This window comes from Niallia oryzisoli, assembly GCF_043641075.1.
Classification (GTDB): domain Bacteria; phylum Bacillota; class Bacilli; order Bacillales; family Cytobacillaceae; genus Bacillus_BD; species Bacillus_BD oryzisoli_A.
Window position 1 is genome coordinate 515,161 of the sequence record NZ_JBHZRC010000002.1, and the last position, 23,369, is coordinate 538,529.

The following is a 23,369-nucleotide window of genomic DNA, read 5'->3' on the forward strand; positions in this document are numbered from 1 at the left end:
AACAGCCTCCAAACAGTTGTATGTATATCCATCATACCGTTCCGTAGGTAGAAAAAAAACTCCTTTCCTTTTACTAAGATTTGTTTTTTGCCATTTTCAAAGTTTGGGCTGATAGGCAAGTTTCCAAATCCCCCCTCAGACAATAAAATGACATGTATAAGCCGAAGGGAGCAAGAATATGGGTAGACGAATAAAACATACTTCACGTGACGTAGAGGAGTTAGCGAGGCTTATGCTGGCCGAGGCGATTGGTGAAGGAGCTCAAGGAATGAACATGGTTGGATCGGTTGTGGCCAATCGAGTCGAGGCTGACTGTGCTCCTGACTTCAAAGGGCTGCGCAATATCAGACATGCGATTTATCAAACCATACCCGGAACCAGCGTTCCTCACTTTGAACCCGTCTTAAATGGAACATTGTATTCACAGCGTCCCAGGGAATCGGACCTCCAGCGGGCTAGGAATTTGCTGCATGGTCATAGGGACCCTCGGGCACGATTGAATTTGTGGTTTTTTAATCCTAGTCCGGGGAAACGGTTTCGAGCTCCATGTACAGACACCATGCCACGATCCCCGATGACGAAGTTCGATTTTGCGCACAAGAATCATTGCTTCTATGTCGCTGTACCGGGCTATTGCCCAGAGTTTTATAGATAAAAGAATAAGGAGCTAATTAACTCATGACTTACGGGTATTCTAACTCAAATTATTTTCCATTGAATTATTATCCTGGGTATTATCAAGGTTCTATGCAGCGGACTGTCGCACAAGAATCTGGCGGCACCCAGTCACAAATGCATTCCGGACCTGCGTTTTCCATTCCAGTGGTTCCACTTGGCACGGGACAGCAATTTCCGGGACCAACCATGCAGGAATCATTTATCGAAAATATCCTTCGTTTCAACAAAGGTAAGATTGGTACATTCTACTTTACCTACCAAGGAAACAGCAAATGGAATGCGATGGTTTACAGAGGTCGCGTCGAAACTGCCGGCCGTGACCACATCATCATCAGCGATCCTTCCAGCGGGAAACGCTACCTGCTCATGATGGCCAATCTTGACTGGGTAGAATTTGATGAGCAAATTAACTATCCATACCATGAAATTAATCCAGAAATCCAGTCACACCTAACAACTACTGAGTGAGCTGACAGAACAACAAAACCGAAAAGGCCTTTATTCCTTTTGATGTTAAGGAATAAAGGCCTTCTTAGTTTAATGCTGCGCAGATACTTTAACATTGGCACGGTTTGCTTTCTTGTTCTTTACTTGTTGGATATACGCTACTACCCAGCGGTCTAAGCCGATTTTTCCAGCATTCGTACCAGCTACAAGAAGGAAGATGCCTAATAAGGCCATTAGCGCATTCGGATTCGCTACACCTGAGAATAGGAAGGAAACGTTCATCACCACTCCAAAGAAAGCAGCAGCAGTTGTTAAGCAGCCAAGAATCAATCCAAGTCCCACTAAAAACTCACCCCATGGAACTAACACGTTAAATAGCTCAACATTTGGAATCGCCACTCCTCCTAAAAAGGATGCCCACCAGCTTTCAACGCCGGGATTCTTCACTACCCCTTGCAGGAATCCAGAAGCATCGAATCCACCGCTTATTTTTTCAAAGCCATGTGTCAAAAATGTATATCCTAAGTACAATCTAAATAGGGTCAGAATAATAGAGGATACCTGACTTTCTCTTAACCATTTTACCATTATTACCACTCCTTAAATGTTAATTACCTTACAAATAGATTGTACTACAATATCTCGAAATAAGAATAAGTTTGTTACTCTTTTCACATATTTGAAACGTTTCTCTGACATTTTTGTGAACTATAGTTTTTGTCTATTGATTTGCGCTTCAATTTAGAGGATGATGGCAAACATTTTCAACCTTAATCTCCTTTCAGCTAATCTGGTTATAATACATGTCCCATTTAGTTAGACTATATATGACTTTACAGTAAAGGATGAAAGCGATGCGTGATGAATATGTGATTGGTCTCGATATTGGGACGACTAGTGCAAAAGCGGTTCTTTTTACAACAGAAGGAAAAGTGGTTTTGGAAGCTGAACAGCCGAACACCACCTTATACCCCCATCCTGGCTGGGTTGAGCAGGAACCAGCAGCGGTTGAACGTGCCTGTATGACCGTTTTGAAGGATATATTTTCAAAATCAGCGGATAAAAGAGGACAAATTCTTGGCATCGGCATATCCTGTGCCCAGCATTCACTTATCTGTGTAGGGGAAAATGGTGAACCCCTTTCCAATATGCTGATTTGGTCAGACGGAAGAAGCAGCGATCTTGCGGAAAAACTAATGCATACACAGAATGGAAAGGAAATCTTCATGGAAACGGGGACACCGATTCACCCCATGTCGCCATTTCTGAAGCTGCTTTGGATGAAGGAAAATGATTACGAACCCTATCATCAGGCAGCTTATTTTATGAGCTTTAAGGAATATTTGCTCTTTAAATGGTATGGTGTGCGAATGGTTGACCATGGAATGGCCGCATCGGCGGGGTTATTAAATTTAAAGACCTTGGATTGGTCCGATCGAGCCCTCGATATGACAGGGGTTCGGAGGGAGCAGCTTTCCAAGGTCATTCCGCCTACTGAAATTTTAACGGGAATGAATCCGCAGCTGGCCAATGAGATTGGCATCCCTGACGGCTTACCAATGGTCATTGGTTCGGGTGACGCTCCTTTAGCGAACTTAGGCAGTGGTGCGATTCAGCCTGGTGAATTGAATATTTCGCTCGGAACAAGTGGAGCACTCCGTCAGTTTACAAAGGGCTTCCCCATCAATGAAAGTGCTGAAACCTATACCTATTCGTTCAATACCGAGTATTCCATTATTGGCGGTCCAACGAATAATGGTGGAAACGCCCTGCAATGGGCCATGGAGCTATTTCATTTCGAAGGAAGTTTTAACGAGTTTCTCGATGGCGCTGGTAACATTAAGGTGGGTGCAGATGGGATTATCTTTCATCCGTATTTAAGCGGGGAGCGCGCGCCATTATGGAATCGGCGCTCACGGGGCAATCTATATGGTCTCACCATTGAGCATTCAAGAGATCATATCGTGCGGGCCATTTTAGAGGGAATCACCTTTAATTTATATCAGATTGGTATATCCTTGGAAAAAGTAGCAGGAAAGCCTGATAAAATTACGGTTAATGGCGGGTTGACCCGCTCCGAGGTTTGGTTGCAAATACTCGCAGATGTATTCGGTCAAGATATTTATGTATCGGAAACCCATCAAAACGCAGCATGGGGCGCAGCCTGGACGGCACTGGTCGCAATCGGAAAAGCTTCAAGCTTCAGTGCAATAAAAGATAGCCTGCCAACGGAAAGGGTAGTTAAAACAAATATCGAGAATCATGAGCTTTACCAGGAGATATTTATGAAGTATTTGAAAATTGGGGAGAATGTACAGGAGTTTTTTCACTGATTGAACCAAGGGGACGGGTTCCTCGTCCCAGTTTCACTTTAGCCATACGGGACGAGGGAACTGTCGATATCCACTGACAATGCCAGACCTTTAGGAAGGCGTTCCTATGTGGTTGAAATCTAGTAAAGTAGTAGTTTGAAAATCATAGTTATCTAAAGGTGGGTCCCCTTCTGACAGACTTCCTTGAAAATTCACCTCGGTTGTCTCAAGACTGGCCCTCTTCCGATAGATTCCCGTGAAAATCCACTTCTTTTGTCTTAAGACTGGCCCGATTCCGACAGACTTCCTTCAAAATCCACTTCTGCTGTCTTAAGACTGGCTCTCTTTAGACAGACTTCCTTAGAAATCCGCTTCAGTTGTCTTAAGACTGGCTCTCTTCCGACAGACTTCCTCGAAAATCTGCTTCTGCTGTCTTAAGACTGGCTCTCTTCCGACAGATTCCCGTGAAAATCCACTTCTTTTGTCTCAAGACTGGCCCGCTTCCGACAGACTTCCTTCAAAATCCGCTTCTGCTGTCTTAAGACTGACTCTCTTTAGACAGATTCCCGTGAAAATCCACTTCTTTTGTCTCAAGACTGGCCCTCTTCCGACAGACTTCCTTCAAAATCCGCTTCTGCTGTCTTAAGACTGGCTTTCTTCCGACAGTCTTCCTTCAAAATCCGCTTCTGCTGTCTTAAGACTGGCTCTCTTCCGACAGACTTCCTTCAAAATCCGCTTCTGCTGTCTTAAGACTGGCTCTCTTTAGACAGACTTCCTTCAAAATCCGCTTCATTTGTCTTAAGACTGACCCTCTTCCGACAGACTTCCTTCAAAATCCGCTTCTGCTGTCTTAAGATAGGCACACTTCCGACAAACTTCCTTCAAAATCCGCTTCATTTGTCTTAAGACTGGCCCTCTTCCGACAGACTTCCTTCAAAATCCACTTCAGCTGTCTTAAGACTGGCTCCCTTCCGACAGACTTCCTCGAAAATCCATTTCTGCTGTCTTAAGACTGGCTCTCTTCTGACTGACTTGCAGTAAAGTCACTTCCACTATTGTTGTCAAAACAGAATCTCGATCCTAACGTATCTTCATCTCAACACTCCCGAACCAGCCCCACTATCACTTAAATCGTCATCGCTCCAAATCCGCCATCGACACGAACCAACGTCCCTGTTACATAGCTTGAAGCCTTATCCGAGGCAAGCCAAACGGCTGCTCCCTGCAATTCCTCCGCTTCTCCAAAACGCTTCATAGGAGTATGACCCATAATCTGTTCAATTCGCTCGCTGTCTAGAATTTTTCGATTTTGTTCCGCCGGGAAAAACCCTGGAATAATCGCATTCACACGAATTCCATATGGAGCGAATTCACGTGCTAAAAACTGTGTTGCATTATTCAGGCCAGCTTTTGAAACGGAATAGGTGAACACCTTTGAAAGAGGCGTCGTTGATGAGGCAGATGAAATATTGATAATACTTCCTTTCCGCTCCTGCTCAATCATCCTCTTGATAAAAATCTGGCAGGTCATGATAATCCCTTTTAAATTGATATCCATAATTCTGTCATATTCATCCATTTCAAGTTCGAGAAATGGTGTCGCGCTATTGGTTCCGGGCGCATTTAAAAGAATATCCCAGCCTCCGGACCATTGCTCGATTTCATTTGCAGCATGAATAAGCGAATCCTTTGAACTGACATCCGCCGCAAAAGCCTTCGCATCCCCGCCATTCTCTATGATTTCCTTCACCACTTTTTCCGCAGTTTCAAGGTTGCGGCCGACAATCGCCACTTTTGCTCCATGTGAGGCCAATCCTTTTGCCATCGCTGAACCTAGAACCCCATTTCCACCAATGGCAACCGCTATTTTTCCAGTAAGATCAAATAAGTTCGACATATGTCAGCTCTCCCTGTTATGTAGTTTCATTTCCTTTATCATCGAATTTGAAATTAGTTCAGTCCTTGCTCCACTAAAGTGCAACTTTTCTTCCTATAGTATTTCTCATAATTTAGGTATCATGTATTTTCCATACCTGCCCGAAAATCCTCTCCTAACCCTATTCAAACCATGCAATCAGATAGGAAAGGCTAGGAAAACCGAGGGAAAAGGAGACAGGTCACTATGATGCACGTTTTCATGGACATTGTTTTCGTTTTCATCAGCATTGCTCCCGTTTTAAGCACTTTGATAAAAGGCCGCCAATATCCTAGAATAAAACTATCTGACTTGGAGGGAATTACAACATGAAAAACCTTTTACTTACAATCATTGAGAAAATTGAAGAGTATGGAGAATTCATTCCTTTTACTTCTTCAGAACCAGTAAAACCAATTCACAAAGACTAATATGTGAATTGGTTTCAGCCCCCCTTTTAAAACCTTTACCGCTCCAAAAAATACCTCTTCGCATTGTAATAGCCAATATTTCTCACCATTTGCTCAAGGAACTCAAAATCATCCGGCACCAATCCTCTTTCCACCCATTCTCCTAAAATATTGCAAAGAATTCGACGGAAATAATCATGGCGAGCATAGGATAGGAAGCTGCGGGAATCTGTCAGCATACCGATAAAATGGCTTAATAGACCAACGTTTGCATAATCCTTCATTTGTCTTTCCATGCCATCGATATGGTCAAGGAACCACCAGCCTGAACCGAATTGAATTTTACCTGGAATCCCTTCCTCATAGAAGTTGGCCATCATTCCGGCAAGCACCTGATTATCCTTTTGATTTAAGTTAAACAGAACCGTCCGAGGCAATGCATCCTGCTGATCAAGGGCATCAAGAAAACGGGAAATGCCTTCCGCAAAATTAGTTTCGCCTATCGAATCAAAGCCTGTATCCGGTCCAATCTGATTTTTCATTTTGGTATTGTTGTTTCGCATCGCACCCATATGTAGCTGCATCACCCATTGCTTTTCAGCGTAAAGCTTTCCGAGCTCCGTTAACAGGAAAGCCCTGAAAAGCATTAATTCTTTTTCAGTAAGCTCACTGCCATTTAAGCGTTTGGTGAAGATCGGCTCAATTTCTTCCTTTGTCGTCTGAACATATTCCATTTTTTGTATATCATGGTCAGAGGCACGACCGCCATGTTCATGGAAGTATTCGACTCGCTGTCTTAATGCCTGTAAAAACGAGTCTACATTTTCCACCCTTATCCCAGACACTTCCGATAATTGATCGACCCACTCTTTAAAGGTTGGACGCTCAATGAAAAGCGCTCCATCCGGACGGAAGGTCGGTGCAATCATAGCCGTAAACGTTTCATCCTTTTTCAATCTTTGGTGGTATTCCAATGTTGATACCGGATCATCCGTTGTACCGATAAATTTTACATTCGATTTTTCTATGAATGACCTTGGTCTAAAATCAGGCTTTTGCAGCTTTTCATTACATTCATCGAAAATTTCACGCGCCGTTTCCGGGCTTAGCCTCTTCTCTATTCCAAAGTACATTTTTAATTCCATATGTGCCCAGTGGTACAAGGGGTTTCCAATTAAATGTGGAACGGTTTCAGCCCAAGCGGCAAATTTTTCCCAATCTGATGCATCGCCGGTAATGTATTGCTCACTAACGCCATGGATGCGCATGCTCCGCCATTTGTAATGATCACCGCCAAGCCACACTTCCGTAATACTGCTATACGGTTTATTCTCCCAAACCTCCTGTGGATTCAAATGACAGTGAAAGTCAAAAATCGGTAATCCCTGTATGGCATTTTCATATAATCTGACTGCTGTATCAGAATTTAACAAAAAGTGTTTATCTAAAAATGGTTTCATCCCATTCACTCCCAATTTAGTTGTAAACCCTTTCATTTTTCGGTAAAAAATAGTACTATTAATTTGTTTAGTAAACAAATTAATTCCGTCATTAACATAACATGTTTAGTATGCATCGTCAATTATCAGATTATTGATGTAAGATGGGAAATTCCTTTAATCCTTTTCCCCATACTTGCTATAATGAAATGAAGTGTTGAACGGACGAAATGGAGAGGATATACATGATTACCGGTGATGCGGCTTATATAAAAAAAATAAATCGGTCTCTCATCATTAAAGAAATTATTAAAGCAGGAATGATTTCGAGAGCCGACCTATCCAAGGTCACCGCCTTGACGCGAGCAACGATATCTGCACAGGTTGCTGACTTATTAGAGGAGGGTTTGATCGTAGAAACGATGCTCGAGCATAATCCGGTCGGCAGGAAACCCATTATGCTCTCCTTAAACGGTGAGGCTGGCTATGCTCTAGGAATTGATCTCGATTACGGAAAAATTTCATTCCTATTAACCGACCTCTTAGGCCAGCCTGTTGTGTCGGAAAGCATTGAGATTCATACAACTGACTATTCCGAGATCCTCCACATTTTAATGCAGCACATCAAACAGTTCAAAGCAGAGTACACGGACAGCCGTTACGGCATGATCGGTGCAGCCATTTCAATACATGGACTTGTAGCCAAGGATGAGGTTGTACACTTTGTACCACGGCTTGGTTGGAACGAAATCGATTTAAAGAATGATTTGGAAAAAGAACTCGATGTAGACGTATACATAGAAAACAATGCAAACCTAAGCTCCTTTGCAGAGCGTGTATTTTTCCACCATCAAACAGAAAACCTGTTATGTGCGACGCTCTATTCCGGGATTGGCCTTGGAATGATGATGAATAATGACTTCTTCCGCGGTCACGATGGCTTTGCAGGTGAGGCCGGACATATGATTATTGTCCCCGGAGGAAGACCCTGCAAATGCGGGAATAAGGGGTGCTGGGAGAGATACGCTTCAGAATCAATGATTTTCGAATTTCTAGCTGAGAAAAAACAAATCAAACACCTCAGCTATGAGCACATTCAAAGCTGGCTGGATGAGAGCGACGAGGAAGTTACGAATCTGATGGAGGAATTGCTTTACTACCTCTCTATTGGTTTAAATAATATGATTAATATGTACAACCCTGACGTTGTGGTGCTGGATAGTGAATTATTAAGAATGTATCCAGATGCACTTGATAAAATTAAAGGAAACCTACATTCCACCATCAATCATTATCGTGAACTATCGATCTCATCTATTGGAAAAAAATCATGCGTATTCGGTGCCTGTGCCTTGGCTATTAAACATTTCCTTGATGTCCCGATGTTGAATTTGCCATACGCAAAATAGGAAAAGACCCCTTTTTTATGGGGTTTTTTAAAAAAAAAGAATGTTTATTTTCTGTGTCTGAAACATAGACGGAAGAATTCCGGCTAAATTGGGAAATACACCTATTTCCTTAAAAATAAAGGAAGCTTTTCCGGTTATATGATTTATATCCTTAGATTTGGCCTCATTTCGAGCAGATAGTCGGAATTTCTCCGCTTATCTCTGGCTCTGAGGCTTCCTTTTTATACTTAGTCGGAATTTCTCCGCTTATCTCTGGCTCTGAGGCTTCCTTTTTATACTTAGTCGGAATTTCTCCGTGTATATCTGGCTCTGAGGCTCCTCTTTTATACTTAGACGGAATGTCTCCGCTTATCTCTGGCTCCGATGCTTCAGCTATATCCCCATAGAAGGAATTTTTCCGCCTATGTCTCCTCTGAAGCTTCCGCTTTATCCTATAGACAGAATTTCTTCTCATACCTTCACGAAAAAAATTAAAAGGAAGATAGTCCCTAAGAACTATCTTCCTCCCTCTTATTTCGCTCTTCTTTTCTCAGCTAAATCTGTAGCAAGCTGAAGTGTACGTTTCTTATTTAATGGATAAAGGAAAACCAACATCAAGAAAATCACTAGCAACACAACCGCTGGCACTAACGTCGCAAGTGTATGAATTCCCTCTAGTGTGCTTTGCGCTTGATGCTGAACCCCTGACTGATAGCCAACAGCAGCAATAGCAAATCCACCAACCCCACCGGCAATTGCTTGACCGATTTTGCGGGCCATCGAATAGATTGAATAGACGGTTGCATCCTCACGTAAGCCCGTTAGATATTCATGATAATCAATGACATCTGTTACAAAGGCCCAAATAACTAAGTTAAACAATCCATAACCAAACATCGCGATGGCCAAAATCCCGATAAATAGCGTTTCAGACGCGCTTGGTAGGAAGTATAAGACTCCATATACAACGGCTGCTAATAACAAACCGCCAGCTGCCACTTCTTTTTTCCCAAATTTTCCTACTAGTGGTTTAATCAACGGTAATCCAACAAAGACGGCAACAGATTGAAGAAGGCCGACAATACTTAATGCCTTTGCATTGCCAAAATAATCTTTAAATAAGTAAACGTTTACAGCGCCAATTAACATAAAGCAAACCATAAATGTTAAGGAAGCAATTAGAATCCAGATTAGTGGTTTATTTTTCAAAAGGCCTTTCATTGTCTGCCCAATATTAGATTTATCTTTCGTTGATTCAGGCATCACAATCCGTTCAACCGACATTTTATAGCAGGCAATATAACAAGCCAATGATAGAATACCAAATAAGATGGCCCCGAAGAAGAAGCGGTCAGCATCTGCTTTATTGTTAACAAACAGAATCATCGGACCCACTACGTTAATGATTAATCCGGCCATGTTAGCTCCAAGAGTCCGGAAGCTTGATAAAGACGTACGTTCAACAGGATCACTGGTAATAACAGAAGCCATCGAACCATAGGGAATATTGACCGTACTATATAAGGTTCCCCATAAAATATAGGTAACAAAGGCATATGCCTCGTAAAATCCGTGGGACATTCCCGGAATATGCAAAAACATTAGCGCGCCTGTAATCACAAGCGGAAATGACATTCTAAAAATCCATGGTCTAAACTTACCATTTTTTCCTGATTTTCTTGTATCAATAAAGCGACCCCATGCAATGTCCGCTACAGCATCCCAAATCCGTGCAACTAAGAAAAGAGTTCCAACAAATGCAGGGTTCAGTCCATAAACGTCTGTATAATAAACCATTAAAAATGAGGCAACTAGGATAAAAAAGAAATCGTTTCCAAAATCACCAAACAAATAGCCTATTTTATCCTTCATGCCAAAAGGACGACTCGCTTTCCCACCTTTATTTGGAGCAGAAGTATCAGTTAACTTTCGTGCTGCTTGACTCATTTGTATCTCCCCCACTTTTTTAAATTATTATTTGTTAGGAGCTTTAATTGAATACCATAAGGCTTGAAAGAGCTTCACGCTGAAGCATATTCTCCAGCTACTAAAATTGTCAATGGAAGCCTTTTCAAAAAATGTCATTCAACTCAAGTTTTGGTTACATTCAGTAATTAATTTGTTTAATGAACTAACAAATTAACTGTGTACATACTATATCATCCCTTTCTTCTTTCCGTCAATAGATTTTTTGAAAGCGCTTAAACTATCCAGCAGGAGAAAAAATTACATGGTACGATTGATAATTGGGATAAACTAAAGTACGACTATAATGAACAGGATCGGCATGCTTGGAGCTACATCCAGCATGATGAAGCACGCTGAAAAAACCAATAAAGGAGAAAAAAACATGTTGAAGGAAGAGTATGAACATTTATTAAAAAAATCGATTAAGGTGGCACCAGATTGGTTAAAGAAGGATGTAGAAAACATGGTGAACAAGGAGCCTCATGCGGGCATCAGCTATCTGATTTCAGAATTGCATCACACCTATACCTTTAGCATCAGACATATTTTATCAGCAAGCCATCTTTCCAGTGAGTGGTCGCAGGTTTCAAGAGAACGTTTGAACTTTATTGATAATAACATTGATGTTATCGTGGCCCTTTTCCATGAAGAAAAGAAAAATCGACAAGCCAACTAGACATGTACTGTTCACTAAGGGACTGATACATTGTTGTATGTGTTCTTTTTCTTCGCGGATACTTAACCTGTTGGTACAGCTCATCCCGCGACCTAACCATACTTAAAAAACTCAGACCTTGTCTGAGTTCTTTTGGTAAACCTAATTTTTACGTCCATTTCAAGGAGCTGTACTCACCATGCGGGTGGTTTTCTGACTTGAATTTTCGATATTCCCTTTCTAGTATTCCAAGTGGTAATTCATACAGCTGTTGACCGTCAATTTTAAACACATGAAAGATAAAAAGTTTATTAATTAATTTTTCCCGTCTTTGTTCTACACTATTTCTCATTTGATACACTCCCTTTACTCTTTTTTTCTCACATTCTAGCAGTCTATTTAAGTAATCCGATTGATTTTATATGTTTTTATTTTGTTACCCTTATTTTAAAACATATAATTCCTACCTGTCAAGTAAGGTTTTGAAAAATAGGTGTCAGCACCACCCAAATCATGGACGGTGCTGACACCTTAAGAAAATGATTATGAGGACCCAATTTAAAAGGATTGAACGTTATTTCGTCCTGCCTTTTTCGCCTTATATAAAGCCTTGTCTGCCATTGAAACAAGATCCATAGAGGATGAAAACAATGTCGGTATCATGGTTGCCGTTCCTACACTGACGGTGACCCATGAAAGAATTTCTGAACCTGGATGGGGAATATACATTTTTTCAACAGTTTGGCGAATTTTCTCCCCGACTATGTTGGCTCCAGCTTGGTCTGTCTCAGGTAAAATGACACAAAACTCTTCCCCGCCATAGCGGCATAGGATATCTGTGGATCGTCCCAAGGTTTCTTTGACAGCCGCTGCAATCTGTTTGAGGCAGCGATCCCCGCCTTGATGCCCATATGTATCGTTATAGGCCTTGAAGTAGTCGATATCCAGCATGATCAATGATAGACAGGAAGCATTACGACGGCCCCGAATCCATTCCATTTCCAGCCTCTCGTCAAATGCCCGGCGATTCGCTACACCGGTCAGTCCATCTATCGTGGTCAGACGCTTTAAAATTTCATTAGCTTCCTTCAGCTTTTGTTCATCCATTTTTCTTTTATTTATATTACGTGAGACTGCCACAAGCTTTTGTTCCCCCGAATGGATTTCATTTAATAATGTACAGGAACACTCTAGCCACACATATTCCCCATCCTTTCGGCGAATACGGTAGGAAAAGACAATATCCCCTGTCTCAAATAACAGTTGAAACTGCGCCATTGCCAGTTCCTGATCCTCTGGATGTACAAAGTCAAAGGACGATTTCCCTATTAACTCTTCCACATCATACTGCAGTATGTCCTTGCAGGCAGGCGAAGCATAGATGTAGTCTCCATTCACATCATGCATGGTAATTAAATCACTTGAATATTCGGTAAGCAGTCGGAATAGCTCCTCGCTTTCCTTCAAATTCTCTTCGTATTCCTTTCGCTGTGTGATGTCATTCAATGTACCCAATGTCCCGATGATTTCACCCTGAACAGTAACCATCGCACGTGTGAATACCTCCACCCAGCAAAGGCCATCCTCCTTTGTCACATATCGTACTTCTTCTCGAACATGTTCTTTTTTTCCAACAATGATGGACTGAAATTGCTCGAAATACCGTTCCCTGTCCTTCTCATGTACATACATATGATAAGGAGTTCCAATGCTTTCCTCCATTGTATATCCTGTCATGCTCTCCCATGCTGGATTTAAGAAGGTCCATTGTCCCTGTAAATCTGTTTGAAAGATGACCTCCTTGACATTTTCTACCACGGAACGATATTGGATCTGTGATTTATTCAGCTCTCGTTCCATTTCCTTTCTTTCTGAAATGTCCTGGATAATCACTTGAAATGCAGGCTTATCACTGTACACAATAGGAGTGGCTGACACCTCGACATCAATTACGGAACCATCTAGAGTGACATATTTTTCTTCTATCGTTCCAACCAGTAGGTTCTTTTCTAACAGCTCAATTCTTTCCTTCACGATTTCATGAAAGTCTGGGTGAATATACTGAGTAATATGTAACTTCAATACTTCATCAGCTGAGTCTGCCTTTATCATGCTTGTAAAGCGAGGGTTTGCATACACAATTTTGCCATCCTGATGAACGACAATGGCATTTGGAGAGTGTTCAACCAACGCACGATAGCGCTCCTCACTCTGTCTTAATCCCTTTTCGATTCGCTTCTGTTCTGTTACGTCCTTTGCCATAACATAAACCCCTATCATCGCTCCATCCACAATCATTGGAATGGAGGTTACGCTCACAATGGCTGTATCTCCATGTTTCTTCTGAATCGAAACAATTAATGGTTCTTTATCGATTCCTAGCAGTGTTTTTTCAAATGAATCCATTGCTTTTTCCAAGTCTTCTTCAACAACTATGGAATGAAAGGACATTCTCAAAAATTCTTCCTCAGAATATCCAGTGATTCTTGTACAGCTTTCATTGATAATGGTAAAATTCCCTTCAAGGTCAACGCCAAACACTGCATCTGGGTTATACTTAATCAATGATTGATATTGGACTTCATTTCTCCTTATCGCTTCTTCCATTTTTTTACGTTGTGTCATATCTGAAAGGAAGACCTGAATCGCCTTTTTTCCATCAAGGTCAATGGGTACGGAGGATAGCCTGACTACTATTTCATTCCCTTTTGTATCGAGTATTTTGATATCATAGGGCTCTAAATGTTGATTTTCAGTGATTGTTTGTGAAATTCGCTGAAATACCTTCTCTACATCATCCATATGTATAAAGTCTGAAATGTCTTGTCCAATCAGCTCTGTATAGCTGTTTGCTCCCATTAATTTTACTCCTGCTTCATTAATATAAACGAGCCTGCCATCGGAATGAATGGCCATTGGTTCAGGAGAGTATTGGACCAAATTTCGATATTTCTCTTCACTTGCCTTAAGCTTCTCATGAAGCTCCTTTTGTTCTGTAATATCCTTTACCTGTGTAATAAAGTACAATGGAGTATCGTCATCATCCTTCACGAGTGAAACAGTCAATAGCCCCCATACAATCGATCCGGTTTTTTGTCTATAACGTTTGATCAGTTCATAATACTCTATTTCGCCATGTAACAACCTCTTGCGATTACGAAGATCCAGTTCTATATCATCATGATGTGTTATTTCCTGAAATGTCATGTTTTCAAGCTCTATTTTAGAATAGCCGAGACCTTTGCATAAGGAAGAGTTAACCTTCATCATTTTTCCATCAAACGATACAATAGCCATTCCAATAGCAGAAAAATTAAACACATTCATAAAAAGGTCGTTAGCTGAGATTCCCTTCATATAAAATCTTCTCCTTACTACCTCTACAGTCCGCAAATCTTTAAGTATTTGGAGATTTAGAAATACTATCATTTTCCATTTATTATAATCGTACTACTATTCGTTCACAATAGCCTGTTTTTTTTACATAAATAGAAGAATGGGTCATCCACATCCCATGTTAACAGGCTTCCCTGCTGCAGCTAGCAAACCCTCTTATACACGGGAAAAAGGCCACCGACTATTCAATGACCTTCGTTTCCTCGTCATAATCTTGGAATCTAATTTTCCTTCCATACCCTTAACACATAGCCTCCGCATCCGCATTGATCAATGAAACGGGTTTTGATTCTATCCTTAAAATGGTCTTGAAGGATATCTGTTAAATAGTTATCAGGATTCCCAAAACCCTCAGGCGTCACGATGTTCACATAATATCCTTTTGCAGTGTTCCTTACCGCTTCCATTGCATCCTTTACAATCAGGACTACATTCTTCTCATACTCTTCATGCTCAAAAGAAATCGACCAATTCCTATCCATAAACCGAATCACCCCTTTTCTTCATCATACACAAGTAGAAATTACATTGGAGTGACATACATCAAACCAAGGGGACGGGTTCCGTGGTTTTTCGATTAAACCAAGGGGACGGGTTCCGTGGTTTTTCGATTAAACCAAGGGGACGGGTTCCGTGGCCCTTCTCCAAAATGGGTATAGAACCATGATCCAACGCCAAAACCTTCCACCGTAATTTTGATTATCTTCTTCAGGATATTGAGAACAAAAATAGGGTCACAGATTTCACAGAAATTATCTGTTCGCCTGTGCCCTAGGTTTTTCGATTTTATTAGACCGCGCTGGTTTTCTTCCCCTTACTTGTTGCCGCTGCATCTTCTTTGTTAATGGGATCCCCGTACAATTGATTAATTTCTTTAGCTAATTCATCTAAAAATTCATCGGATAAAATGGGTCTTTTTTTCTTGCCCATGGAAACTCTCCTTTGATATCCATTTTTAAAAAAATGAATCAAGCTTTATTACTATTTCCCTTTACCAATATTTCAATCTTTATAGCTAAAATTTATTTACTTTATGCAGATTCCAGGAGATTAGGCACATTATTTAGTGATGTTTTCATTTTCTTTTTTTGAGAGATATCTGTCTATTAGGGAATCATATATCCTAATGAACTTGATTAGGCGGTGAGTAATCCATGATTTTATCTTTAAAAAGGTTCTTAATTGGCAGACCTTTGAAAACGACTGAAGCAGGCGAACAGAAACTTACTAAAGCGAAGGCCTTAGCAATCCTTTCATCTGATGCCTTATCATCAGTCGCCTATGGACCTGAACAAATTTTAATCGTATTAGTTACGATAGGTGCAGCAGCTTTTTGGTATTCCATTCCAATCGCAATCGGTGTCTTAATTCTTTTATCCGCTCTGATTTTGTCCTATAGACAAATCATCTTTGCTTATCCTCAAGGAGGCGGAGCCTATGTGGTTTCGAAGAGTAATCTAGGAATAAATCCGGGCTTAATTGCGGGTGGTTCTCTATTGGTAGACTATATTTTAACGGTTGCCGTGAGTGTTTCCGCTGGTACGGATGCCATCACATCCGCCTTCCCTGCATTGCATGGATTTAATGTGCAAATTGCCATTGTATTTGTGATTTTCCTTACGATTTTAAATTTAAGAGGTGTAACGGAGTCGGCATCTGTTTTAGCTTACCCCGTATACCTATTCGTGTTAGCCCTGTTTATTTTGATTGGAGTGGGTCTCTATCGGATTCTGACTGGTGGAGTTTCACCTGAATTACACACTCCAATAGGAACACCTGTGGCGGGAATCAGCTTATTCCTTTTGCTAAGGGCCTTTGCTTCAGGAAGCTCGGCTTTAACAGGGGTTGAAGCGATATCAAATGCGATTCCCAACTTTAAAGACCCTGCGCCGAACAATGCTGCGAAAACATTAATGATGATGGGGGCCCTGCTAGCGATTCTGCTTTCTGGCATTGTCATTTTAGCCTACAATTACGGCATTACGCCAAGGGCTGAGGTAACCGTTGTCTCTCAAATTGCGGAGGCAACCTTCGGACGGTCCTATATGTATTTCTTTATTCAGGCAACCACTGCATTAATCTTAATTCTTGCTGCAAACACTGGTTATTCTGCGTTTCCATTACTTGCTGTGAATCTTGCAAAGGACAAGTTTATTCCTCGGATGTTTCTTAGTAGAGGGGACCGATTAGGATACTCAAACGGCATCATCATCCTGGGATTTGCTTCAATCCTATTAATCCTTGCCTTTTTGGCAGAAACAGAGCATCTAATTCCATTGTATGCGGTTGGAGTGTTTGTACCCTTTACGTTGTCCCAAACTGGGATGATGGTCAAATGGTATCGTGAAAAACCTGAAGGATGGCTTCCAAAATTCATTATTAATACAATAGGCGCCTTCATTAGCTTAATGGTGACCCTCATTTTCTTTATTACAAAATTTTCGCAGGTTTGGTCAATCTTAATTTTTGTCCCGATTATCGTTTTTGTTTTCCACCGAATTCGAAAGCATTATGAGGATGTAGGTAACCAGCTCAGGATTCAAACCTGCGAAGCATCTATGCCTATCGAGGGAAACGTGATTATCGTTCCAGTTGCTGGTATAACAACGGTTGTGGAGAATACGTTAAAGTATGCCAAAGGCCTTTCCCCAGACCAAATTATCGCGGTTTATGTTGCTTTTGAAAGAGAGGACGAGAAAAAATTAGAAGAAAAATGGAAAAAGTGGCAGCCTGATGTAAGACTAGTGACCCTGCACTCTCATTACAGAAGCATCATTAAACCACTTACTAAGTTTATTGACACAGTCGAACATAAAGCCGGTGAAGCGAATCACCAGGTCACAGTCGTCATTCCACAATTTATACCGAAGAAGGGCTGGCACAATATTCTTCACAATCAATCAGGTATCATGATTCGCACCCTATTGATGCTGCGAAGAAATGTGGTCATTTCAACCGTACCTTATCATTTAATAAAATGAGCCGCGGGATGAGCCACAGGTAAGCCGCGGGGACGGGTTCCGTGGCTCGATTGGGTCCGGGAGCCGTGGGAACGGGTCCCTTGGCTCGCACCGCGGGGGCAGCACCCCTTCTCAGCACCATGGAACCCGTCCCCAAGGCTCGACCCCCATAAACTGGAAAGTGTTATTGAGATAGAATGATGGAAAGCTACATACGAAGGATCGTTTTTTGGAGAAGGTGAGAGTTAGCATATGGAAACTAGTGGATTATCTAAGATTGAGGAGCTGGCACTTAAGAAGCTGGCGATTTTCGATAACAGCTTTATTCGTTATCTCGCAAGAGCCATGCTGGCCAGTATGTTTATTGGCTTTGGAGTGATTGTCGCTTTTAAAACAGGAAATTATTTTTATTTGGAGCATTCCCCTCTCGCCTATCCCATGGCTGCTATCACTTTCGGTGTAGCCATCATTCTTATTGCCTATGGCGGAGGTGATTTGTTCACGGGAAATACGTTTTACTATACCTATGCAGCGCTAGACAAGAAAATGAAATGGTCCAAGGTGATCATCCTCTGGATATCCAGCTATCTCGGAAATCTTATAGGTGCAGCCGTCTTTGCTGGATTTATTTTCATGACAGGACTGTTCGCAGATGTTTCCGTGAATGGCTTCCTTCTCAGTGTGGTAGAAAAGAAAATGCAGGTTCCCCAAATGGAACTTCTGTTTCGGGGAATATTGTGTAACTGGCTGGTGTGTTTGGCTTTCTTTATTCCGATGTTTTTTCAAGAAAATGGAGCGAAGATGTTCGCGATGATGTTATTTGTCTTCTGCTTTTTCATCTCCGGTTACGAACATAGCATTGCGAATATGTGTACATTCGCGATTGCACTGGTTGTAGACCATCCTGATACGATTTCATGGAAGGGTGTTATACATAATTTGGTCCCTGTCACCATTGGAAATTTAATTGGCGGAGGCTTCCTGATGGCTGTCATGTACTACTATGTCAACAAGCCGTTCCTAGAAGACTAAAAAAGAGATTTGACTAACAAGGAGTGTTTTTTATGAATAAAAGAAAAATTGTTGTGATTGGTACAGGTGCTGTTGGTTCAACTACGGCCTATACATTGCTTTTAAGACATCGAATGGATGAACTGGTTCTCATTGATGCCAATGTGGATAAAGCGATTGGAGATGCACTGGACATGAACCATGGGATGCCATTTATTGGCCGGACCCAGGTATGGGCTGGATCATATAAGGATTGCGAGGGTGCAGATATCATTATTATTACAGCCGGATCTGCGCAAAAGCCTGGAGAAACACGGGTAGAATTGCTAAAGCGCAATATTGGAATTTATGATAGCATCATCGGCGAGGTATTAAAATACAATCAGGATGGTATTTTGTTAATTGCCACAAACCCAGTCGATATTATGAGTTATTTCTCTTGGAAAAAATCCGGCTGGCCGGTGGAGCGAATCATCGGGTCTGGTACTTTGTTGGACAGTGCTCGCTTCCGCTATCTGATTGGCCAAAACCTGAATATCGATCCCCGTAGCGTACATGCCCATATCATCGGTGAACACGGTGATTCGGAGCTTCCATTGTGGAGCCTTGCAAATGTTGCCGGCACTGAATTAGAGATGGATGAACGTACGAAAGAATACATTTTTACTAATACAAGAGATGCTGCCTACCAGATTATTAATACAAAGGGATCTACCTATTATGCCATTGCCTTAGCGATCGATCGGATCTGCACGGCCATTCTAAAGGATGAAGGAGCTGTGCTGAATATCTCAACACTTCTAACAGATTATCATGGTATTTCAGATGTATATCTCGGAGTCCCATCCATTGTCGACCGCTCCGGAGTTCGAGAGGTCCTACAATTAGACATATCAGAAGAGGAAAAAGAACTGCTCCAACAATCTGCGAACAAAATAAAAGACCTGATTGCCTCAATTGAAACTGCTTAAGGTTTCGGTGTAGGGCACCTTGATACAACGGCATTGCTAATGACGCTGGAACAAGGTGCCTTTTCTAAAGATAGAGCAGCTTCGGACAGACTTCCTTGGCTTTCCTACTATTTCTGTCTAAAGATAGGGACTCTTCTGACAGACTTCCTGTGCTATCCCACTATTTCTGTCTCAAGACAGGCCACCTTCTGACAGACTTCCTTGGCTTTCATACCATTTCTGTCTTAAGACAGAGACTCTTCTGACAGACTTCCTTGGCTTTCATACCATTTCTGTCTTAAGACAGAGACTCTTCTGACAGACTTCCTTGGCTTTCACACCATTTCTGTCTTAAGACAGGGACTATTCTGACAGACTTCCTTGGCTTTCACACCATTTCTGTCTTAAGACAGGGACTCTTCTGACAGATTCCCTTGAACTTCACACTATTTCTGTCTTAAGACAGGGACTCTTCTGACAGATTCCCTTGGCTTTCCTACTATTTCTGTCTCAAGACAGATCCCCTTCGGACAGACTTCCTGTGCTATCCCACTATTTCTGTCTCAAGACAGGCCACCTTCTGACAGACTTCCTTGGCTTTCATACCATTTCTGTCTTAAGACAGAGACTCTTCTGACAGACTTCCTTGGCTTTCACATTATTTCTGTCTAAAGACAAGGACTCTTCTGACAGACTCCCTTGGCTTTCCCACTATTTCTGTCTTAAGACAGGAACCCCTCTGACAGACTGCCTTGTTTTTCCACTATTTCTGTCTAAAGACAGGGACTCTTCTGACAGACTCCCTTGGCTTTCACACTATTTCTGTCTTAAGACAGGGACTATTCTGACAGACTGTTTTGGCTTTCCACTAATTCTGACTAAAGAAATACACTACGCTTGTCCAAAGCACGAAATCGGATACCCGCCGTATACTAACTACCTTTTAGAATTTGATATTTTTTAACAATCTATAGCTGTCCTATGTTTGCTAATAAATTTTGCATAAATCCTCTATTATTAAGAATACTATTACTTGTATTTACAATTGTAGCTGCAAGTGAGGATAGCCTAATGATAATCAAGCAACAAATGGTACTAGTCATAAGAGCGTTGTATTTTTGTATGGCGGAACAGTGGTCGGAGTTAGGGAAAAAGCATAATATTTCCCCTGCTCAGCAGCATATTTTATTTTTACTTTCCGTGAACCCTTCACTTACTCCAACCCAAATTAGCCAGCTGGGCTGCTGGCATATTTCAACTGTCACAAGACTGCTCAAGCCTTTGGAAAATAATGGTCTCATTTCAATTTCTCCTGATACCATCCAGCGTAAATGTAAAAAGGTCTCTATATCCGAAGAAGGGAAAAAACTGATAACTCATGTACTTCAATCCGCTCAGCAATTAGAACACTTTCCTTTTCCTATGGATCATTTGTCAGAGACTGAAATAGTTAATTTTTTGGAATGCGGGCATAGGATTCTAGAGGTGCTTAAAGGCAAAGATTTTTACAAAAAGGTGATTAATGCACAGGTTGAAGGTTTTGATTACCAAGGCTCTTAGGGACAAAAAACGAAAAACAGAGCCGCCATAGCGTTACTCTGTCTTTAGTCAAGTAGATGATTACAAGAGATCCTCTAACCTTGAATGGTAAAAGCAATCTACAATGGCATCGAATCTCCGTGAAAATGGATGCTTGCTTTTGATTGGCACCTTGAATTTTTTTATAAAAAATACGATTGAACAAAATGAAATAAAGCACGTTACCACTGGCCTTTTCGAAAAAAGTAAGCTGTATAAATACATCATTAAGTAAAGGACGCCTGACCAAAAAATGTTCCAGCCGTGTTTATATTGAATCATTCTTTGCTTATGTGCGATGTATTCAACGATACTAGAGAAGAAAACCCATTTAATTAGATAACCCAGCTGCATGAACCCTGTCTTTGAACTTTTTGAAAGAAATAAAAGGACAAGTAACGGAGTCACAATGAAAATATGAATAATCCGTAATAATCGCCAATTGAAATGATTGGGAGTAAATTCCCAAACAAGATGTCTTTTACATAATTTGTAATAAATAGCATTTATTATGGATGCATAGCCCAACGATTTGTAATATTTCGGAATGTCACGCCACGTCTTCCCTTTGATATTTAACACTAACACCAATACCATTAAAAAAAGATGCTTCCATTTCATCACATGTATTTTACTCATAACAAATCCACCTAAATTACTTTTACTAGTAGTGTGAGTTATATTTTACAAAATATGTATTTCAATCACGAGGACGGGTCCCGCGGCACATCTTTCCCCGAGCCACGGAACCCGTCCCTGTGGTTCTCCGGAAGCAAGAGAACCGTCCCTCTGCGCTTATTATGCTGGTGCTAATTCACTTTCTGTTACCCATTTATGATTCGTGACCTTTTTTCCATCAGGTGTGGTGTAATCAACCATGTAAACGGTTGTTTGTTCTGCCGAATCGATTGTCAGTGTTGTATCAGCCATACCGTCCAAATGAGCTGATGCTGTTTTTGCTTCTGCACCAGGCTTTAATGGCGCTTGGCCTGGATCGATTAATTCTTCATGGATAATCCATTTATGATTCTCAACCCGCTCCCCGCCCGTTGTGGGTGTATAGGAAACAGTGTAAACAGTTGTATCATAGGCACCTGTAATGGTGGCTTCAGCGCCCATCATTCCCTGCATATGATCAGATTGAATGATTGCTTTACTTCCAACCGGATATGTAGGATTTTCAGCTGCCTTTAATCCTTCTGGAACCTCACTTGATCCAGAATGATCCATTCCAGCATGGTCCATTTCATCCATGTCTTCATTGCTAGTATCTTTCGTTTCTTTCGTTACAGCTTCTTGATCATTTTTTTCGTCATTCATCTGCTGTGCATCCTCATTCGCATTTGAACATGCTCCTAAAAATAATAAAACCGAAGCAAGCAGCGTAAAAAGTATAGCGTTTCTGTGTGCTAGTTTCATTCTCCCATTCCTCCTTTTTTTGAACAGTAGAAGTATATCCAAAAAGTTTGCAGAATTTGTGCATAAACCCATTCGCACCTTGCAAAAGGTTTAAAGGAAAGAGCCTCGGGGACGGGTACGTTGGCTTGTTTGGTCTGCGGGGTTACCAACGAAAAAGAAATTCTCATTACCTACATAATGAATAACTTAAGTTCCTCGAATTTACTAGTCCTTGAATAAAACAAAAAAACATGGATTTTCCATGCTTTTTGTATGTTACCTCTATTATACTGTGGTATCTATATCCTACCCCTAAACAGTTAAAAGAAGAGACAAGTTACGCATAGAGTAAATCCTGTGGCTCAAACTATAGCACCTATAAAATACAGCTCCACGGGCATCAGGTGAAGGTCTTGTTTCCCTTTTCCCGTATAAGTACAGCTCCACGGGCATCAGATGGAGCTCTTGTTTCCCTTTTTCAGTTTGAATACTGCACCACGGGCATCAGGAGAAGGTCTTGTTTCCCTTTTTCCGTTTGAATACTGCTCCACGGGCATCAGATGGAGCTCTTGTTTCCCTTTTCCCTTATAAGTACAACTCCACGGGCATCAGATGGAGCTCTTGTTTCCCTTTTTCCTTATAAGTACAGCTCCACGGGCATCAGATGGAGCTCTTGTTTCCCTTTTTCAGCTTGAGTACAACTCCACGGGCATCAGATGGAGCTCTTGTTTCCCTTTTCCCTTACAAGTACAGCTCCACGGGCATCAGATGAGTGTCTTGTTTCCCTTTTTCAGCTTGAGTACAACTCCACGGGCATCAGATGGAGCTCTTGTTTCCCTTTTCTCATATAAGTACAGCTCTACA

At 41.4% G+C, this 23,369-nt stretch carries 20 protein-coding genes; 9 read left to right on the forward strand and 11 right to left on the reverse strand.

Annotated features, from left to right (window positions below):
- Positions 1-232: 232 nt before the first annotated feature.
- A complete protein-coding gene (locus ACHUFV_RS12000; protein ID WP_394234347.1) occupies positions 233-655 on the forward strand; it encodes a cell wall hydrolase in 423 nt (140 codons plus the stop codon).
- Positions 656-678: 23 nt separating this feature from the next.
- Positions 679-1,146 (forward strand): spore coat protein GerQ, encoded by a 468-nt coding sequence (gene gerQ / locus ACHUFV_RS12005; protein ID WP_394234349.1) that lies wholly within the window; start codon positions 679-681, stop codon positions 1,144-1,146.
- 69 nt (positions 1,147-1,215) lie between these two features.
- Here gerQ and ACHUFV_RS12010 read toward each other — a convergent pair whose 3' ends face one another.
- Complete coding sequence (locus ACHUFV_RS12010) at positions 1,216-1,716, reverse strand: DoxX family protein (RefSeq protein ID WP_394234471.1); 501 nt, start codon at positions 1,714-1,716, stop codon at positions 1,216-1,218.
- 263 nt (positions 1,717-1,979) lie between these two features.
- Here ACHUFV_RS12010 and ACHUFV_RS12015 point away from each other — a divergent pair, with 263 nt between their 5' ends.
- Positions 1,980-3,458, forward strand: coding sequence for a gluconokinase (locus ACHUFV_RS12015; protein ID WP_394234351.1), 1,479 nt, complete (start codon positions 1,980-1,982; stop codon positions 3,456-3,458).
- Positions 3,459-4,563: 1,105 nt separating this feature from the next.
- On the opposite strand, the gene ACHUFV_RS12020 is transcribed toward ACHUFV_RS12015, so the two are convergent.
- Both ACHUFV_RS12020 and uxaC read right to left on the reverse strand, forming a co-directional pair.
- Positions 4,564-5,334: an SDR family oxidoreductase gene (locus ACHUFV_RS12020; RefSeq protein ID WP_394234353.1), complete on the reverse strand. Its 771-nt coding sequence runs from the start codon at positions 5,332-5,334 to the stop codon at positions 4,564-4,566.
- Positions 5,335-5,818: 484 nt separating this feature from the next.
- Complete coding sequence (gene uxaC / locus ACHUFV_RS12025) at positions 5,819-7,222, reverse strand: glucuronate isomerase (protein WP_394234355.1); 1,404 nt, start codon at positions 7,220-7,222, stop codon at positions 5,819-5,821.
- Between the two features lie 224 nt (positions 7,223-7,446).
- Between uxaC and ACHUFV_RS12030 the strand changes: the two genes are divergently transcribed.
- Positions 7,447-8,610 (forward strand): ROK family transcriptional regulator, encoded by a 1,164-nt coding sequence (locus ACHUFV_RS12030; RefSeq protein ID WP_394234473.1) that lies wholly within the window; start codon positions 7,447-7,449, stop codon positions 8,608-8,610.
- Positions 8,611-8,773: 163 nt separating this feature from the next.
- On the opposite strand, the gene ACHUFV_RS12035 is transcribed toward ACHUFV_RS12030, so the two are convergent.
- Entirely contained in the window at positions 8,774-9,064 is a 291-nt protein-coding gene (locus ACHUFV_RS12035) for a hypothetical protein (RefSeq protein ID WP_394234357.1), read from the reverse strand.
- Positions 9,065-9,120: 56 nt separating this feature from the next.
- Entirely contained in the window at positions 9,121-10,536 is a 1,416-nt protein-coding gene (locus ACHUFV_RS12040) for an MFS transporter (RefSeq protein WP_394234359.1), read from the reverse strand.
- Positions 10,537-10,861: 325 nt separating this feature from the next.
- Here ACHUFV_RS12040 and ACHUFV_RS12045 point away from each other — a divergent pair, with 325 nt between their 5' ends.
- A complete protein-coding gene (locus tag ACHUFV_RS12045; RefSeq protein WP_394234361.1) occupies positions 10,862-11,233 on the forward strand; it encodes a hypothetical protein in 372 nt (123 codons plus the stop codon).
- 148 nt (positions 11,234-11,381) lie between these two features.
- Here ACHUFV_RS12045 and ACHUFV_RS12050 read toward each other — a convergent pair whose 3' ends face one another.
- From ACHUFV_RS12050 to ACHUFV_RS12065, 4 genes are all read right to left on the reverse strand, one after another.
- The gene (locus tag ACHUFV_RS12050) at positions 11,382-11,564 is read right to left on the reverse strand and encodes a Fur-regulated basic protein FbpA (RefSeq protein ID WP_394234363.1); all 183 of its coding nucleotides are present in this window, start codon (positions 11,562-11,564) and stop codon (positions 11,382-11,384) included.
- A gap of 206 nt (positions 11,565-11,770) precedes the next feature.
- A complete protein-coding gene (locus ACHUFV_RS12055) occupies positions 11,771-14,569 on the reverse strand; it encodes a PAS domain S-box protein (RefSeq protein ID WP_394234365.1) in 2,799 nt (932 codons plus the stop codon).
- A 260-nt stretch (positions 14,570-14,829) separates the two neighbouring features.
- The gene (locus ACHUFV_RS12060) at positions 14,830-15,090 is read right to left on the reverse strand and encodes a CGCGG family putative rSAM-modified RiPP protein (RefSeq protein ID WP_394234367.1); all 261 of its coding nucleotides are present in this window, start codon (positions 15,088-15,090) and stop codon (positions 14,830-14,832) included.
- Between the two features lie 307 nt (positions 15,091-15,397).
- Complete coding sequence (locus tag ACHUFV_RS12065) at positions 15,398-15,538, reverse strand: bacitracin ABC transporter ATP-binding protein (protein WP_394234369.1); 141 nt, start codon at positions 15,536-15,538, stop codon at positions 15,398-15,400.
- Between the two features lie 224 nt (positions 15,539-15,762).
- Between ACHUFV_RS12065 and ACHUFV_RS12070 the strand changes: the two genes are divergently transcribed.
- The 4 genes from ACHUFV_RS12070 (at position 15,763) to ACHUFV_RS12085 (ending at position 21,089) form a co-directional block, all read left to right on the forward strand.
- Positions 15,763-17,589 (forward strand): APC family permease, encoded by a 1,827-nt coding sequence (locus tag ACHUFV_RS12070; protein WP_394234371.1) that lies wholly within the window; start codon positions 15,763-15,765, stop codon positions 17,587-17,589.
- A 231-nt stretch (positions 17,590-17,820) separates the two neighbouring features.
- A complete protein-coding gene (locus ACHUFV_RS12075) occupies positions 17,821-18,600 on the forward strand; it encodes a formate/nitrite transporter family protein (RefSeq protein ID WP_394234373.1) in 780 nt (259 codons plus the stop codon).
- 32 nt (positions 18,601-18,632) lie between these two features.
- Positions 18,633-19,550: an L-lactate dehydrogenase gene (locus ACHUFV_RS12080; protein ID WP_394234375.1), complete on the forward strand. Its 918-nt coding sequence runs from the start codon at positions 18,633-18,635 to the stop codon at positions 19,548-19,550.
- A gap of 960 nt (positions 19,551-20,510) precedes the next feature.
- Entirely contained in the window at positions 20,511-21,089 is a 579-nt protein-coding gene (locus ACHUFV_RS12085; protein ID WP_394234377.1) for a MarR family transcriptional regulator, read from the forward strand.
- A gap of 60 nt (positions 21,090-21,149) precedes the next feature.
- Here ACHUFV_RS12085 and ACHUFV_RS12090 read toward each other — a convergent pair whose 3' ends face one another.
- Positions 21,150-21,746 carry a CBO0543 family protein gene (locus tag ACHUFV_RS12090; protein WP_394234379.1) on the reverse strand — a complete coding sequence of 199 codons (597 nt, stop codon included), beginning with the start codon at positions 21,744-21,746 and terminating at the stop codon, positions 21,150-21,152.
- Between the two features lie 159 nt (positions 21,747-21,905).
- Positions 21,906-22,526 (reverse strand): YdhK family protein, encoded by a 621-nt coding sequence (locus ACHUFV_RS12095; protein ID WP_394234381.1) that lies wholly within the window; start codon positions 22,524-22,526, stop codon positions 21,906-21,908.
- Between the last annotated feature and the right edge of the window lie 843 nt (positions 22,527-23,369).